Genomic DNA, 15,809 nt, shown 5'->3' with positions numbered 1-15,809 from the left:
GTTCGGCGCGCAGACCGAAAACCAGGAGCATCGCTTGTCCCTCGTCCACGACGCCTATTTGCAGGAAAACGCTGCGTCCACGCTGCCCTTGCTGGCGGTCGCCGACGCGCTGCGCATCGTGGCCTGGCATGACGGCGTGGCGGTGGATGCAGCGCATTTTCTGGCCGCTGTACGTCGTGTCGCGGGATCGCTTCCAGAGGCGACAGCGGCAGTCAATCTCTGCGAAGACCGTTACGCGTTTCTGGTGGCCTTTTGCGCCATCGTGCTACGCGGCCAGACCAACCTGCTGCCGTCGTCGCGTGCGCCCCAGGCGGTAGAAGACGTGATGGCGGCCCATCCCGGCTGTTATGCGCTGGGCGAGCAGGCGCTCGATCCGGCACCGCAGGGCTATGTGTTGTTGCCAGCGCTCGAAGACGTTGAAACGGTCGATTCGGTTTTCGACGTACCGGCCATTCCGGTGGCGCAGGTGGTGGCGATCAATTACACCTCCGGTTCGACTGGCACGCCCAAGGCGAATGCCAAGACCTGGCGCCAGTTCCATGCGAGTACCGGCGGTAACCTGCGGATGTATCGGGAGCAGGTTGGCGAGAGGTTCGGCGTGGTCGCGACCGTACCGCCGCAACATATGTATGGCCTGGAGATGTCGGTGCTGCTGCCGCTGTTCGGCGATGTCGCCGTGCATGCGGGCAGGCCCTTTTTCCCGCTGGACGTGGCACGGGCCCTGAGCGAGATACCTGCGCCGCGCGTGCTGATCACCACGCCGGTGCACCTGCGCGCCCTGGTCGAATCCGGTGTGGTGCTGCCGGAGCTGGCGGCTATCGTCTCGGCCACGGCACCGATGCCGCCGGAGCTGGCCGCGCGCGCGGAACAAAGCTTCGGTGCCCCGCTGCGTGAAGTTTTCGGCTCCACTGAAACCTGCGTCCTGGCGACCCGCCGGGCTGCGCTGGATGAAGCGTGGAGTCTCTACGACGGCATCGTGCTGCATCCCCAGCCCGACGGTACCCAGGTCGAGGCACCCCAGCTGGATCAACCGATGACGCTGGCCGATATCGTGGCGCTGGAGGATCACGGCCGCCGTTTCCGCCTGCGCGGGCGTCATGCCGACATGCTGGAAATCGCCGGCAAGCGTGCTTCGCTAGGTGATCTCACTCGCCGCCTGCTGGCCATTCCGGGCGTACGCGATGGGGTGGTGTTTCAGCTCGATGAGGCCGATGCGATCGGTGTGCGGCGTATTGCTGCGCTGGCGGTGGCGCCGGGGCTGGATGAGCACGCGATTGTCGATGTGCTGCGCCGTGCGGTCGATCCGGTGTTTCTGCCGCGGCCGCTGCGGCTGGTGGATGCGTTGCCGCGCAATGAGACGGGCAAGTTGCCACGGGCTGAGTTGCTGGCGTTGCTTGGGCATTAGAGCGGCAGGCTCGCTTCGCTTCGCCTCTTGTTTCCCCCTCACCCCAACCCTCTCCCCCGGCGAAGCCAGGGGAGAGGGAGCAGGTTGCGGAAAAACGAAACACTGAGGACTTCCTCGGTCGGCCCCCTCTCCCCTGGCTTCGCCGGGGGAGAGGGTTGGGGTGAGGGGGGCTTTTAGGCCCCAGACCAGCACTAGCCTTTACAATAGGCGATTCCCAGCAATCCCCAGGTTCCGGAGCACCCATGAAAATCCTCGTCATCGGCAGCGGCGGGCGCGAACACGCGCTGGCTTGGAAGCTCAAGCAGTCGCCGCGAGTAAGCGAGGTGATCGTCGCCCCGGGCAACGCCGGCACGGCACGCGAGCGTGGCCTGCGCAATGCCGACGTGGCCGTGACCGATCTGGACGGTCTGCTCAAGCTGGCCAAGGACGAAAAGATCGCGCTCACCGTGGTCGGTCCGGAAGTACCGCTCGTGGCGGGCGTGGTCGATCGCTTCCGCAAGGCGAATCTGCGCATCTTCGGGCCGCGGGCCATCGCGGCGCAGCTGGAAGGCAGCAAGGCCTTCGCCAAGGATTTCCTGCTCCGTCACAACATTCCCACCGCGCGCTACGCCGTATTCACCGAGCTCAATCCGGCGCTCGCCTATGTGCGCCAGCACGGCGCGCCGATCGTCATCAAGGCCGACGGCCTGGCGGCGGGCAAGGGCGTGGTAGTTGCGTTGACGCTGGCCGATGCCGAGCTGGCCTTGCATGACATGCTTGGCGCGCACGCGTTTGGCGATGCCTCGGCTCGCGTGGTGATCGAGGAATTCCTCGAAGGCGAAGAAGCCAGCTACATCGTGATGAGCGATGGCGTGAACGCGTTGCCGATGGCCAGCAGCCAGGACCACAAGCGCCGCGACGACGGCGACCTGGGCCCCAATACCGGCGGCATGGGCGCGTATTCGCCCGCGCCGGTGGTCACGCCCGAGGTCGAGAAGCGCATCCTCAAGGAAGTGATCGAGCCGACCCTGCGTGGCATGGCGTCCGAAGGCGCGCCATTCATGGGTTTTCTCTATGCCGGCCTGATGATCGACAAGAGCGGCGCACCCAAGGTCATCGAATTCAACGTGCGCTTCGGCGACCCGGAAACCCAGCCGATCATGTTGCGGCTGAAGTCCGACTTCGTCGAACTGATCGAGGCGGCGCTGGATGGACGTCTGAACGACGTCAAGGCGCAGTGGGATCCGCGCCCGTCGCTCGGCGTCGTGATGGCTGCCGGTGGCTATCCGGGCAAGGTACATAGCGGCGATGTGATCGAAGGTGCCGGTGCCGAGTTCGGCCCGGAAACCAAGGTGTTCCACGCTGGTACCAAACTCGATGACAAGGGACAGCCGGTAACCGCAGGCGGACGTGTGCTTACCGTTTGCGCACTGGGCAAGGACATTGCTGCCGCACGCGAAAATGCGTATGCAGCAGCATCGAAAATCCGCTTCGATGGTGCGTTCTTTCGACGCGACATCGCGCATCGGGCCTTGCATCGACACTGATCAATCAACCAGGGGGGAGGGATGCGTGCGTTGAAACAGGCTCGTCACTGGACGGCGATCGTTGCTGTTTGCCTGATGCTAGGTATCACCTCTGGCGCCCGTGCCGCATCGTTCGATTGCAAGAAAGCATCGACCGACGTCGAGCATGCGATTTGCGACGACCCCAAGCTCAATGTGCTCGACGAGCAGATCAGTGGTCACTATCGCCATTTGCTATCGGAAAGCGCCGCCTCGAAGGTGGCCGATATTCGCGCGGCACAACGGACATGGCTTGCCGGTCGTGATGGGTGCAAAGGCGCTGCGGAAGGTTTGAAGGTCTGTCTACAGGCCAAGCTGGCCGCTCGCGACAAAGAGCTCGATGCCTCTGGTGACGCGGCCAATGCCACGCTGGACCGCATCATTGCGGGCATTCCCGCCGATCCGGCGACAGCGGCCACGCAACTGCGCCAGTACAACGGCCCGTTGGCATCGGCGTGGCTGGTGTATCTGCACGATTACGAGCCCAAGGCTGTCGTCACTGACAGCGAGGCCCGTACCCGACGCGACGCTGCCTTGGCCGGCCTCTCCGACGATGAGTTTGCCAAAAGCGTTTACATGGACGTCGAGCACGATAAGGATCCCGCAGGGGGTAAACCCTCGTTGACCTTGTTGCGCATGATCATCGAACGTGAAGGCTACGATCAGAATGTCGAACGCCCCTATGTGCATTGCTTTCTTTTTGCACGATGGGGCGATGCAGCCTACAAGGCCTTCGGGTCGCTTTACGGATCGACGCGCGACAGCTTTGCGCCGGTTTGCCAACCCGCTGCCGGCCTGTTCGATCAAGCGGCATGGAAGCGCATGGATAAAGCCATGGAATCGGCACTGATGCGCGCCAATAAAGGCGCCGGCACCATTCGCTACGCCAGCTATGTCAATTGGAGCGTGCTGGATTTGCGTGCGACGACCACGCCGCGCGATTTTCTCAAGCCGCTGGCGAAGGACGAAGCGGGCGATGCGGAAAAAGAGTTGATGGGCCAGTACGAAGACAAGCAGTGGCCAAGTAGTGAGCGTGCGGAAGTCGTGGCGGCCATGGGGCCGGCCCGCCAGGCAACGGCAAAGTGGCTGGTTGCGCAGCGCGGTTTTTCGGCCACGGATGCCGACAAGGCCGCGCACAACATCGTCCAGGCCTGGGTCGGCGAGCGCACCAGCTTTATCGACGACAACATCGACAATGGCGATTGACGGCAAAGATAACGAATCGCAAATCCGTTCTTAGCATTTTCACGCTAGGCTACCGTCACCGCCTCACGCCAGGATCCGCATGAGTCAGTTCTCCCTGCTTGGCCGCCGTCGTTTTGCCCCGTTCTTCTGGACCCAGGCGTTGGGGGCGTTCAACGACAACGCGTTCCGCAATGCGATGGTCATGCTGGTGGCGTTCCAGATGGGACTGGACGAGCACACGGTCGGGCTCTATACGAACCTTGCGCCGGCGCTGTTTATCCTGCCGTTCTTCCTGTTTTCCGCGATGGCTGGGCAACTGGCGGAAAAGTACGAGAAGACGCGCATCATCCGCTACGTCAAGCTGTTCGAGATCGGCGCGATGGCGCTGGCGGCGTTCGGCTTCTATACCCATCACACCAGCCTGTTGCTGGTGGTGTTGTTCCTGATGGGCCTGCATTCGACCATGTTCGGGCCGATCAAATACGCGATCCTGCCGCAGGCTTTAAAGCCTGAAGAACTGGTCGGCGGTAACGGCCTGGTCGAGATGGGTACGCAGCTGGCCATCCTGGTCGGCATGATCGCCGGTAGCGCCTTGATGCTGATTGCAGGCTACGGACCGATCGCCGCATCGGCGCTGACGGTTGGCGTGGCGGTGATCGGCTATACGATCAGCCGCAGCATTCCGGCCGCACCGGCCACGGCACCGGAGTTGAAGTTCAGCTGGAATCCATGGACGGAAACCGCGCGCGTGCTCAAGCTCACGCATGCCGATCGTGCGGTGTTCAATGCGGTGCTGGGCATTTCCTGGTTCTGGTTTTTCGGCACCGTGCTGGTGGCACAGCTACCGAACTACACGCATTACACGCTAGGCGGCGACGGCTCGGTCAATACGCTGATTCTGACGCTGTTCTCGCTGGGTACCGGCATCGGCTCGCTGTTGTGCGAGCACCTATCCGGCAAGCGTGTGGAGATCGGTCTGGTGCCGGTCGGCGCTTTTGGTCTGACCGTGTTCGGCGTCGATCTTTATTTCGCGCGGCATGGCATCAGTCCGGTGCAGAACCTGACCTGGCAGGTCTTCATGCATGGCGCCGGCAATTGGCGGGTCATGCTCGATCTTGCTTTGCTGGGGGTGTTTTCCGGTTTCTACGTAGTGCCGCTGTTTGCCTTCGTGCAGGCGCGCACGCCACGCGCACAGCTCTCGCGGGTCATTGCCGGCAACAACATCATCAATGCTCTATTGATCTGCATCGCCTCGGGGTTTGGTCTGGGCTTGTCGATGCTGGGGTTGGAGGCGCCGCAGATTTTCCTCGCGGCCGCGCTACTGAACATCGCCGTGGCGGTGTACATCTTTACCCTGGTTCCCGAATTCATCATGCGCTTCATCACCTGGGCGCTGACCAACACCTTGTATCGCACACGCGTCGACGGTGCGGAAAAGATCCCCGATGAAGGCGCGGTGCTGTTGGTGTGCAACCACATCAGTTTCATGGATCCGTTGATCCTGATGGGCAGCGTGCGTCGGCCGGTGCGTTTCGTGATGTATTACAAGATCTTCAATATCCCGGTGCTGCGCTTTGTGTTTCGCACGGCCAAGGCGATTCCGATCGCCGGCTATAAGGAAGATCCGGCGGTGCTCGACGCGGCCTACGAGGCGATCGATGCGGCCCTGGCCGATGGCGAAGTGGTGTGCATCTTTCCCGAGGGTGGCCTGACCCGTGATGGACAGATCGCTACCTTCCGGCCGGGCGTGGAGAAGATTCTCGCGCGTCGGCCCGTACCAGTGGTGCCGATGGCGTTACGTGGATTGTGGGGCAGCATGTGGAGTCGTCGACGCAAGCTGCGCCTGCCACGTCGGTTTCGTGCGCGCGTCGAGCTGGTGGTCGATGCGGTGCGTTCGCCGGAGCAGTCGAGTGCGGCGGCGCTGGAAGCGCGAGTGCGGGAATTGCGTGGGGATATGGCGTAAGCGAGAGCGCCCCCTCACCCCAGCCCTCTCCCCCGGCAAAGCCAGGGGAGAGGGCTGGGGTGAGGGGGAAGCAAGAAGCGATGCGAAGCGAGCCTTAGCTGATCCACCCAGCCAACACGATCAACGCCACCACGCTCAGCCATGCCAGCAACGCACGCAGCAGCGCACCGCGCAATCGGAGCAGCTCGGTAATCGGATCGCTGCGGTCTTCCGCATAGCCATCCCCGGCGACGATGTCGATCAGGATATCCGCGCGCGCGGCGGCACCCAGGAACCCAGGTCCTTCGCGATACCAGCTCGCCGGTGCGGCTTGGTTATGCCAGCGCTTCCACGCGCCGATCACGGCATCCCAGTGGCCCACCAGGGCGAGTGTGAACACCAGCAGCTGCGCAGGCAGCCAGTCGAGTACGTTGGAGAGCGAAAAGGCGGTGGTCTGCGCATCGGCGTCCAGGCCGAGCGAACGATTGCGGCCCAACGTCTGGGCCAGGTGATAAAGCAAGGCGCCGGTTGGCCCGAGCAGAAAGAACCACAGCAGCACGCCGAAGCGACGACGCAGCGCGGCGTAAACCACCGCCTCGCCAAGCGCCGGGGCATTCCATGCGACCGGGTCGCCATCGTCGCTGAGCACCTGGGCGGCCGCCTCGCGGCTGGGACGATCCGGCGCGCGCAGGATGGCTTCGAGATCCGCTTCGAACGCATTGGGTCCCATGCAGTACAGCAGCACCACCAGCGCAAACAGCAGGCGCAGCACACCGCCGAACGGCAGCAGGCTGAGCAGCCACTGGATCAGCAGGCAGGCGACCAGGGGAACCAGCAACGTGATGATGATGCGACCTGCACCACTGGTGTCGCTCAACTGCGTTACCCAGCGGCGTAGGCCGCCGGCGCCGCGCCAATGCGCCAGCTGCGGCAGGAAGTGCAGCAGACCAAGCGCGAGAAGGGCAGTGAGCAAACTGACGGCCATCGATGACTCTCCGTTGTTGGCCGCATTGTAGCGAGGCCGCAGCCGCATTGAAGCGGCACGGAGCTTAGATGAGTGCGTCCAGTTCCAGATTGGCGCGCAGACGCAGCCAGCTGGCCAGCAATTGATACGACACGGACAGGCGCGACGGCACGCCGAAGCTGCCATCGGCAAGGCCGTCGACGATCTGCTGCGGCGTGAACCAGCGCGCGTCTTCCAGCTCGCGATCACGCAGGTGAATGGTCGGATCGATCGCCTTGGCGGTGAAGCCGACCATCAGCGAAGCGGGCATCGGCCACGGCTGCGAGGAGTGGTAGTGCACTTCGCCGACAATGACGCCCGATTCTTCGGCCACTTCGCGGCGCACGGCGTCTTCGAGCGATTCGCCCGGTTCGATAAAGCCGGCCAGGGTCGAATAGCGCCCCTTTGGCCAGCCGACCTGACGGCCGAGCAGGCACGCGCCCTCGTGCTCGACGATCACGATGATCGCGGCGTCGGTGCGCGGGAAATGCATGCGTCCGCAGGCAGCGTTGCTGCATTGGGCGCGGTGCCCGGACGAAACCAGGACCAGTGGCGAGCCGCAATACGCACAAAAGCGCGTTTCACGCTGCCAATGGGCCAGGCCTTTGGCGTAGGCAAACAAGCCTGCTTCGTCCGATGGCAGCAGCAGGCCAGCTTCTCGTAGTCCCAGTCGGCGCGCGCCGAGGTGTGTTTCCAGCTCGCGGGCGAGATCGGCGTCTTCGACGGTCAACAGAAAATGCGGGCGATCCTGGGCGAAGCCGAGAAAGCTCGCCGGCACGTTGGCCAGCAGTTTGCGTTCCTCGGCGTTGAGCCAGCGCAAGGCTTCGTTGCCCGGCAACAGATAGGTTTCGCCGAGTGCATCCAGCAACAGGTAACGCGCGTGCTCGGAGCCGGCCTGTTCGGCCACCCAGTCAAGCTCGTCGCGCCGTTCGGCGAGACGGTCCAGGATCAGGCTGAGGCCGGCGAAGGTGTTGGTACGCGGCAGGGTCATGGGAGTCCTTGCCGGGCCCAATCAGGTGGAGAAGGACGAGCCGCAGCCGCAGGTGGTCTTGGCGTTCGGGTTGCGGATCACGAACTGCGAGCCGCTGAGACTCTCGGAGTAGTCGATCTCGGCACCGGTGAGATATTGCAGCGACAGCGGGTCGACCAGCAGGGTCACACCCTCGCGAGCCAGCGCAAAGTCGTCTTCGGCCTGGGCTTCGTCGAAGGTAAAACCGTACTGGAAGCCCGAACAGCCCCCACCGGTGATGTACACCCTGAGCTTGAGCTCCGGGTTGCCTTCTTCGAGGATCAGCTCGTGCACCTTGCGCGCAGCCGCGTCGGTAAATACCAACGGGGCAACCGCCTGGCGGTAGTCGGGAATAGAGACGAGGGTTTCCATGCGCTGGATATGGGGCTGAAGCGGGGCTTTGGCAAGCATACCGCGATCAGGCCAGCGCCGGTTCCTCTTCTTTGTGTTCTTTCTGGGGCGCGGACAGCTGATGGCGGACTTCGGCCGTGCCCTGATGGCTGATGCGGCCGTTCACCTGGGCGCCGGCAGCCATTTCCAGCGTCTGGTAGTGCACGTCGCCGACGATGCGGGCCTCCGGCGCCAGCTCCAGGCGGTCGCTCACGTGGATATCGCCCTGCACGTGGCCGTTGATGACCGCATGCGCCACGCGGATTTCGCCTTGTACCTGGCCGTGCTCGCTCAGGGTGAACACCGCCTCCGCATTTTCGGCCAGCACCGAGCCTTCGATACGCCCATCCAGATGGAGCGCGCCGCTGAAGCGCAGGTCGCCGCGAATGACCGTGCCGCGGGCAATCAGGCTGGTATCGCTGCTGGGCGTGTGGGCGGGGCGCTCATTGCGCTTATTACGGTTGAGCATCTTTGTCTCCCTGTACTGAAGTCAGATTGCCGGCCAGCGCGTCGGTCCAGCTGACGGCCCGGCTGATGGCGGTATCGTCATCGGGCTGAACTTTTACGTGCAGACGCGTTGGCTTGAAGTCGGCCGGCAGCACTACGGTGGCATGCAATTGTTGAAAATATTTGAAGCGGAACGGCATGCCGTCTTTTTGCGCGGCATCGCCCAGCGCGGGCCAGTCGAGCTGGACGACCTTGTCGCCGCGCAGGCCGTCCACGCTGATCAGCAGCTTGCCGGTCACCTCATCGCCGCGCTTGGCGCTTTGGGTGAGGCTGAGGTTGATGTTCCAGGCGCGCGGCGAGTCGGCCATCGGCTTGACCTTCAGCTCCTGCACCTTGAGCCCCTGACGCTGCGCATCGCCGCCGATCAGGCGCGAATAAAAGCCGAGATCGGCGCGCAGGCCGTTGATCTCTTCCTCGCGCTCGGCCAGGGTGCCCTGCACGGATTTCGCGGCGATGTCGTTGACCTGCTGTGCGCGCTGCGCATTGGCCAACTGCTGCTTGAGGTCTTCGTTCTGTGCGGTCAGTTCGCGCACCTGGCGCTTGTCGACGGCAGCGGGCGTACTGCGGCTGGCCAAAGCGCCAACGATCAGCCCGGTTGCAAGGAGGCTTGCCGCCCAGCCACCGGCCAGCCACAGCAGGCGCCGACGGTGATAAGCGTCGTCGTGCTGTCGCACCACGAAGCGCGGTGGCGGTCTTGAACCCATGCGGGATGGTTCCGGGCAAAAACCCGGTATAGCCCCCACGTGATGCCAGCGTCAAGAAAAAGGGGGCGGTTTGTGGACGGGCTGTGCGCCCGTCCACACCTGAGGGCTATGCCTCGATCAGCTGCTGATCTTGCTCTGCAGGTAGCGCTCGGCGCCGATGTCCTTGACCAGGCTCTGTTGCGTCTCAAGCCAGTCGATATGCTCTTCTTCGTCGTGCAGGATGCCTTTGAACAGGTCGCGGCTGACGTAGTCGGCAATGCCTTCGCTGTAGGCAATCGCTTCGCGCAGATCCTTCACCGCGGCGATTTCCAGATCCAGATCGCCCTGGATGCATTCCAGCGCGTTTTCACCAATGCGCAGCTTGCCCAGATGCTGCAGGTTCGGCAGGCCGTCGAGGAACAGGATGCGCTCGATCAGATGATCGGCGTGCTTCATTTCCTCGATCGATTCCTTGTACTCGTGCTCGGCCAGCTCGCTGTAACCCCAGTCCTTGAACATGCGGTAATGCAGGAAATACTGGTTGATCGCGGTCAGCTCGTTGTAGAGCACCTTATTGAGGAATTCGATGACCTTGGCGTCGCCTTTCATGGCACGTCTCCTAGCGGGGGTAGCGGGTACAGCCGGGGACTATACGCACAAGCGTATGACGATGGCGGAACGCAAATGGAAATGGTTTTCTGCCGCAAAAACACAAAGGCCGCGCTCTGGGCGCGGCCTTGTTGACGAAGCAAAGCAGAGCGTCAGGCGATCGCGACGATCGGCAGCTGGTTCATCACTTGCTCTACGGCGCGGTCCAGCGTGGCGCGCGCTTCCTGCTCGCAGCAGCCGCAGCAATCCGAGCAGCCCGTGCGGGCCTGCAACTGGGCGAAACTCTGCACGCCATCGGCCGCGGCGCGGCGGATGTCATGGTCGGTGACGGCATTGCATAGACAGATATACATGACGCGTATAAGAACGCGAATGCGAATGATTGTCAACAAACTCATCGACGGCCGGTCGAGGCCGTTCAGGCAGCGGCGTGTCCGCCCTTGGGTTCGTTGCAGGGTAGTTCGTCCCCTTCGGCTTGCTGGGGCTGATTGCCGATGTGGATGCTGAGCAGGGTCTCCACCACCGGCGCGAACTGGCGCAGGGCGCGCTCATAGACCTGGCGCTTGAAGTTCACCACGTGGGCGGCCGGATACCAGAAATCGACCCAGCGCCAGATATCGAACTCGGGCTTCTCGCAGGCATTGAGGCACAGCGATTCTTCACTGGCGACCAGGCGCAGCAGGAACCAGACCTGTTTCTGGCCGATGCAGGTGGGGTGCTGGTGATGGCGTACGTAGCGATGGGGCAGCTTGTAGCGCAGCCAGCCGCGTGTGCTGCCCAGTACTTCGACGTGCTGAGGCGTCAGGCCGGTTTCTTCTTCAAGCTCGCGATACATCGCTTCCAGCGGCGTTTCGTCGCTGCGCATGCCGCCTTGCGGGAATTGCCAGCCGTCCCGATTGACACGGCGCGCCCAGAACAGGCGGCCGTCTGCATTGAGCAGAACGATCCCCACATTCGGGCGGTAGCCATCAACGTCAATCATGTCGTCTCCTTGGGTACGGAGCGCCGGTGACTTATATATGGCGTCTGACCCGTGGTCGATTCAACCACAGCATCCGAAGCGGCGGCAAGCAACAGGGTTGAACCAGGGGTTCAATCCGACTAAACTGCCGCGCCCCGGCCGGATCGCCCAGATTCGGCCTCTCGCAAGGTACAGTGGCTAGGTAGCTCAGCTGGTCAGAGCGCGGCACTCATAATGCTGAGGTCGGCGGTTCGATCCCGCCTCTAGCCACCATTTACCCTGCAATACCTCGCGGCATGCCACTCCCTTCCGCTATTGCGGTTCGGGATTCGGGCTGAATCAATAGGCCGTTGACTGCAGCTCTTTCAGTTCGCGCTGCGCGTCGTCGAGCTTTCGTTGCCGCTTGGCGATCTTCTTGCTGCTCTCGCCGTTGTGACGCGCTTGATCGAGTTCCCGTTGGCGCTCGTCGACCTGATGCTGTTGATCCCTGATCTTGGCTGCATGCGATGCTTTTAGCTTGTCGTCCGTACAGCCGCTGCCGACTTCGGCCTCGGCCTTCTCGAGACCGGCGACACGCGCCGTGTTGCCGTGCTGGCGGGCATAGTCGATCTGACGCTGGATATCCTGCTGTTTCTGCTCGCACAGCGACGACTGCGCGAAAGCGGAAAAGGCCAGGACGGTGAGGGGCAGGACAAGAAGGTATTTCATGCTTTTGAGCCTCCATGGTCTGTGCCGCCCGCATGCCTTGGGCGGCTGCCCGAGCATAGCGGCAGCGGATCAATACCGGCGGGGCGCGTTAGAATAGTGCGATGCATATCTTCAAAGTCTTCCACATCGAGGCGGCGCACCGTCTGCCGAACGTGCCCGAAGGGCACAAGTGCGCGCGTCTGCACGGCCATTCGTTCAAGGTCGAGATCCACGTCGTGGGCGAGCCCGATCCCAGACTGGGCTGGGTGATGGATTTCGCGGACGTGAAATCGGCCTTCGCGCCTTTGTACGACCAGCTCGATCATCACTACCTCAACGACATCGAGGGTCTGGAAAATCCCACCAGCGAGATGCTGGCGCGCTGGATCTTCCAGCGCCTGTCGGTGGTGCTGCCAGGCCTGGACAAGGTGGTGGTCCATGAGACCTGCACGTCGGGCGCGAGCTGCAGCAGGGCTAGTTTTTGACGCGTTGCAAAATTGTTTCAGCGATTGTCAAGCTATTGAAATAGTAGTACAAATCGTTGAAAGCCCTCGTCTTCACAAAAATTATATTGCATTGCACAAAAACAGTTGCTAGCCTTTGCATCACTACCCAAATTCCCGCCGAGGGACTCAAGTCATGACGCAGCAACTCAATACCCAGATTTTTGCCTACACCAAGCAGCTGGCCGATAGCGCGTTCAAGGCGCAGTCGCTGGCCCTCAAGGGGCTGGAGAAGGTCGCCGAGCTGCAGCTGGCCGCGTTCGAAAAGCACGCCCAGGCTACTACCGAGTTCTTCAGCGACGTGTTCGAAACCCGTGACGCCGATGGCCTGCGCACCCTGTGGGAAAAGGGCGCCAACCTGAGCCGTCAGAACGCCGAGCGCGCTGTCGCCGTGACGCAGGAAATCTTCGCCGTCACGCAGAAGACCGCCGAGTCGCTGAACGCGCTGGTGCAGGAACAGCAGCAGGCTGCCAATGACGCCGTGGCCGCTCCGGTCGCTGCCGTCAAGAAGGCTGCCGCCGGCAAGTAAGTCGGGCGCAACGCGCTCCGAGCCGGCAATACAAGAAACCGGACCCTGACAAAGGGTCCGGTTTTTTCTTGCGTTTGCACATAAGTTCCGACCCGGTTTGGCTTGTCGGTTTGAAGACCCGGCTGATATACTTTTTGGGATTGGACCGTGCCCCGATAGCCGGAGCGGTGCCGCTTACAGCGAAACCGTACGGGAAACACACGTGCTCAACAGTCTTGCCTCCGGACGTCGTCTCGCGCTGCGCATTGTCTTGCTGCAGCTTGCCGTGGCGGCTCTCGTGGGAATCGCCTTCCTGACGCAGGGGCTTCGCGATGCAATAGCGGGCGCTGCGGGCGCCGCCATCGTGGCGCTGGGGACTGCGCTGCTGGCAGCGCGGACCTTCGCTGGATTGGGTGGCGGCGGCATGACGATGGGACGCCTGTTGGTAGGCATGGTTTTGAAATGGATGGCGATCATCGGGGGACTGATCATCATCCTGGGTCAATACAAACTGCCGCCACTGGCCGCCATCACGGGGCTGGTGGCTGCGTACGCAATAAATCTGCTGGCGTTCAGGTTCAAGGGTTAAGAGATGGCGAGCGAGCCGCAAGGTGGTCTAACCGAATACATCCAGCATCACCTGCACCACAACGTGGTGAGCCTGGGTGATGGCGCGTTCATGAAGATCCACCTCGATTCGCTGGTGGTGTCCTTCGTGCTCGGCGCGGTGTTCTGCCTGTGGTTCTGGCTGAAGGCCCGTAAGGCGACCTCGGGCGTGCCGTCCAAGGGCCAGGCCTTCGTCGAGATCATCGTCGAGTTCGTCGACACCCAGGTGAAGGACACCTTCCACGGCGATCGCCGTACGGTGACCCCGCTGGCCTTGTCGATCTTCATGTGGGTCGTGTTCCTGAACACGATGGACCTGCTGCCGCTCGACCTGCCGGGTGTTGCCGTGCAGACCGTGGCCGGTGCCGAAGTGGCCCATCACACGTTCTTCCGCTGGGTGCCGACGGCCGATATCAACACCACCATGGGTCTGGCCCTGTGCGTGTTTTTCATCGTGCTGGCGCACGGAATGAAGGCCAAGGGTACGCTAGGTTTCGGCAAGGAGCTGATCACCGCGCCGTTCCATGCGGAAAGCCTGGCGGTCAAGATCATCCTGGTGCCGTTCAACCTGGCGCTCAACGTGATCGAATACCTGTCTAAGCCGGTGTCGCTCGCGATGCGACTGTTCGGCAACATGTACGGCGGCGAGCTGGTGTTCATGCTGATCGCCGGTCTGTTCGCCGGCTGGATCAGTTTCCTGCCGGGCGTGCTGTTCAACACGGCATGGGCGATCTTCCATATCCTGATCATCCTGCTGCAGGCCTTTATTTTCATGATGCTCACCATCGTCTACATCGCGACTGCCCGCGAGCATCACTAAGACTCACGTTTTCGCTTCATCTCTAACTTCAACTAAAACCCCGATTCATCAGGAGAACACTATGAACCTCGCCGAACTCATTTCCCATGTGCAGGGCATGACCGCGATCGCCATCGGCGTCATCATCGGTCTGGGCGCCCTGGGTGCCTGCTTGGGCATCGCCATCATGGGTTCGAAGTTCCTCGAGTCCGCCGCACGTCAGCCGGAACTGGTTCCGCTGCTGCAGGGCCGTATGTTCCTGCTCGCCGGTCTGATCGACGCTGCGTTCATTATCGGTCTGGCCGTGGCGCTGCTGTTCGCTTTCTCGAACCCGCTGACCGCCCAGGTCATTGCCAATTTCGCCCACTAATCCATTAGTCGGCGCGAATTGTCGTCGCGGCATTGAGCCGCGACGATCGGCGGTCCCACGCGTTACGGAGTTATCGGAAAGGTCATGAATATCAATCTGACTTTCCTGGGCCAGATGGTGTCGTTCGCCATCCTGGTCTGGTTCACCACCAAGTTCATCTGGCCGCAGCTCAATCATGCGATTGAAGAGCGTCAGAAGAAGGTCGCCGAAGGTCTGGCGGCTGCCGAGCGCGCGCGCGCCGAATTGAAGGATGCCGACGCGAAAGCGGCGGTGGAGATCAAGCAGGCTCGCCAGCAGGCATCCGAGATCGTCGACAAGGCAACCCAGCAGGCCAACCAGATCGTCGACAAGGCGCGTGCCGATGCATTGGCCGAAGCCGCTCGCGTGAAGGCTGCCGCCGCCGACGAGATCGTCAGCATGCAGCAGCGTGCTCGCGAAGAGCTGCGTGGCTGGGTGGGTCGTCTGGCGATCCAGGGCGCGGAAAAGATCGTGCAGCGCGAAATCGATCCGTCGGCCCACAAGGCGATGCTCGACCAGCTCGCCGCCGAGATCTAAGCCATGGCCCAGGCAATCACTCTAGCTCGTCCGTATGCACGCGCCGCGTTCGAAGTCGCTCAGTCGGCGGGTGCGTTCAACGAGTGGTCGCACGCGTTGGCCTTTGCTGCTGAAGTGGCAAAGGACCCTCGCGTGGTCCAGCTCGTCAACGATCCGCGCGTGCTGCCGGCGCAGCTGGTTGAGTTGCACTTGCCAAAGGGCATGGGCAACGACAAGCCGTTCGCCGTGTTTATCGGCGAACTCGCCGAAAACGGCCGTCTGTCGTTGTTGCCGGAAGTGGCTGCACTGTACGAGACCTACAAGCGTGAAGCCGAGTCGCAGCTGCTGGTGAAAGTCACCAGCGCCATGGCCCTGGATACCGCGCAGACCGAACAGCTGAAAACCTCGCTGAAGCGCCGCTTCAAGCGCGAGATCGAACTGGAAACCCAGGTCGACGCCTCGCTGCTGGGTGGCGTGGTGATCGACACCGGCAGCGAAGTGATCGATGGCTCCGCGCGCGGCCGCCTTGAGCGGCTCGCCAGCGCGCTGGCGCACTGACACCAG

The 15,809-nt window shown here is 62.5% G+C and carries 20 protein-coding genes and 1 tRNA gene; 12 read left to right on the top strand and 9 right to left on the bottom strand.

Translation table 11 applies throughout. The features are described 5' to 3' along the window. Positions 1–34 precede the first annotated feature (34 nt). The 4 genes from QMG46_RS01885 to QMG46_RS01870 all read left to right on the top strand — a co-directional run bounded on the left by QMG46_RS01885 (position 35) and on the right by QMG46_RS01870 (position 6,097). Positions 35–1,405 (top strand): AMP-binding protein, encoded by a 1,371-nt coding sequence (locus QMG46_RS01885; RefSeq protein ID WP_281850744.1) that lies wholly within the window; start codon positions 35–37, stop codon positions 1,403–1,405. A 242-nt stretch (positions 1,406–1,647) separates the two neighbouring features. Then, positions 1,648–2,931 (top strand): phosphoribosylamine--glycine ligase, encoded by a 1,284-nt coding sequence (gene purD / locus QMG46_RS01880; RefSeq protein WP_281850743.1) that lies wholly within the window; start codon positions 1,648–1,650, stop codon positions 2,929–2,931. Between the two features lie 21 nt (positions 2,932–2,952). After that, complete coding sequence (locus QMG46_RS01875; RefSeq protein WP_281850742.1) at positions 2,953–4,155, top strand: lysozyme inhibitor LprI family protein; 1,203 nt, start codon at positions 2,953–2,955, stop codon at positions 4,153–4,155. Positions 4,156–4,234: 79 nt separating this feature from the next. After that, a complete protein-coding gene (locus QMG46_RS01870; RefSeq protein WP_281850741.1) occupies positions 4,235–6,097 on the top strand; it encodes an MFS transporter in 1,863 nt (620 codons plus the stop codon). A gap of 94 nt (positions 6,098–6,191) precedes the next feature. On the opposite strand, the gene ampE is transcribed toward QMG46_RS01870, so the two are convergent. The 8 genes from ampE to QMG46_RS01830 form a co-directional block, all read right to left on the bottom strand. Next, positions 6,192–7,061: a regulatory signaling modulator protein AmpE gene (gene ampE, locus QMG46_RS01865; RefSeq protein ID WP_281850740.1), complete on the bottom strand. Its 870-nt coding sequence runs from the start codon at positions 7,059–7,061 to the stop codon at positions 6,192–6,194. Between the two features lie 64 nt (positions 7,062–7,125). Continuing rightward, positions 7,126–8,070: an NAD(+) diphosphatase gene (nudC, locus tag QMG46_RS01860; protein ID WP_281850739.1), complete on the bottom strand. Its 945-nt coding sequence runs from the start codon at positions 8,068–8,070 to the stop codon at positions 7,126–7,128. Between the two features lie 21 nt (positions 8,071–8,091). Beyond that, entirely contained in the window at positions 8,092–8,460 is a 369-nt protein-coding gene (erpA, locus tag QMG46_RS01855) for an iron-sulfur cluster insertion protein ErpA (protein ID WP_281852791.1), read from the bottom strand. 46 nt (positions 8,461–8,506) lie between these two features. Beyond that, positions 8,507–8,947, bottom strand: coding sequence for a bactofilin family protein (locus QMG46_RS01850; protein ID WP_281850738.1), 441 nt, complete (start codon positions 8,945–8,947; stop codon positions 8,507–8,509). After that, positions 8,934–9,689, bottom strand: coding sequence for a DUF6776 family protein (locus QMG46_RS01845; protein ID WP_281850737.1), 756 nt, complete (start codon positions 9,687–9,689; stop codon positions 8,934–8,936). Before QMG46_RS01845 ends, QMG46_RS01850 begins: the two co-directional genes overlap by 14 nt. Positions 9,690–9,806: 117 nt before the next feature. Next, positions 9,807–10,277, bottom strand: coding sequence for a bacterioferritin (gene bfr, locus QMG46_RS01840; protein ID WP_281850736.1), 471 nt, complete (start codon positions 10,275–10,277; stop codon positions 9,807–9,809). Between the two features lie 152 nt (positions 10,278–10,429). Next, the gene (locus QMG46_RS01835) at positions 10,430–10,630 is read right to left on the bottom strand and encodes a (2Fe-2S)-binding protein (RefSeq protein WP_281852790.1); all 201 of its coding nucleotides are present in this window, start codon (positions 10,628–10,630) and stop codon (positions 10,430–10,432) included. Between the two features lie 65 nt (positions 10,631–10,695). Beyond that, positions 10,696–11,259, bottom strand: coding sequence for an RNA pyrophosphohydrolase (locus QMG46_RS01830; RefSeq protein ID WP_281850735.1), 564 nt, complete (start codon positions 11,257–11,259; stop codon positions 10,696–10,698). A gap of 175 nt (positions 11,260–11,434) precedes the next feature. On the opposite strand from QMG46_RS01830, the gene QMG46_RS01825 reads away from it, so the two are divergent. After that, positions 11,435–11,511, top strand: a tRNA-Met gene (locus QMG46_RS01825). A gap of 66 nt (positions 11,512–11,577) precedes the next feature. Here QMG46_RS01825 and QMG46_RS01820 read toward each other — a convergent pair. Continuing rightward, positions 11,578–11,946, bottom strand: coding sequence for a DUF1090 domain-containing protein (locus tag QMG46_RS01820; RefSeq protein WP_281850734.1), 369 nt, complete (start codon positions 11,944–11,946; stop codon positions 11,578–11,580). A gap of 101 nt (positions 11,947–12,047) precedes the next feature. Here QMG46_RS01820 and queD point away from each other — a divergent pair, with 101 nt between their 5' ends. From queD to QMG46_RS01785, 7 genes are all read left to right on the top strand, one after another. After that, complete coding sequence (queD, locus tag QMG46_RS01815; protein WP_281850733.1) at positions 12,048–12,410, top strand: 6-carboxytetrahydropterin synthase QueD; 363 nt, start codon at positions 12,048–12,050, stop codon at positions 12,408–12,410. Positions 12,411–12,564: 154 nt separating this feature from the next. Continuing rightward, a complete protein-coding gene (locus QMG46_RS01810; protein WP_281850731.1) occupies positions 12,565–12,957 on the top strand; it encodes a phasin family protein in 393 nt (130 codons plus the stop codon). 202 nt (positions 12,958–13,159) lie between these two features. Continuing rightward, positions 13,160–13,525, top strand: a complete 366-nt coding sequence (locus QMG46_RS01805; RefSeq protein WP_281850729.1) for a hypothetical protein — start codon at positions 13,160–13,162, stop codon at positions 13,523–13,525. A 3-nt stretch (positions 13,526–13,528) separates the two neighbouring features. Beyond that, positions 13,529–14,362 carry a F0F1 ATP synthase subunit A gene (gene atpB, locus QMG46_RS01800; protein WP_281850728.1) on the top strand — a complete coding sequence of 278 codons (834 nt, stop codon included), beginning with the start codon at positions 13,529–13,531 and terminating at the stop codon, positions 14,360–14,362. A 61-nt stretch (positions 14,363–14,423) separates the two neighbouring features. Further along, on the top strand, positions 14,424–14,711 hold the full coding sequence (atpE, locus tag QMG46_RS01795) for a F0F1 ATP synthase subunit C (RefSeq protein WP_281850727.1): 288 nt from the start codon (positions 14,424–14,426) through the stop codon (positions 14,709–14,711). An 84-nt stretch (positions 14,712–14,795) separates the two neighbouring features. After that, positions 14,796–15,266: a F0F1 ATP synthase subunit B gene (locus QMG46_RS01790; RefSeq protein ID WP_281850726.1), complete on the top strand. Its 471-nt coding sequence runs from the start codon at positions 14,796–14,798 to the stop codon at positions 15,264–15,266. 3 nt (positions 15,267–15,269) lie between these two features. Then, positions 15,270–15,803: a F0F1 ATP synthase subunit delta gene (locus QMG46_RS01785; protein ID WP_281850725.1), complete on the top strand. Its 534-nt coding sequence runs from the start codon at positions 15,270–15,272 to the stop codon at positions 15,801–15,803. Positions 15,804–15,809: the final 6 nt, after the last annotated feature.

This window comes from Dyella sp. GSA-30 (assembly GCF_027924605.1).
Taxonomy (GTDB): domain Bacteria; phylum Pseudomonadota; class Gammaproteobacteria; order Xanthomonadales; family Rhodanobacteraceae; genus GSA-30.
This window is presented reverse-complemented; position numbering and strand designations above follow the sequence as displayed.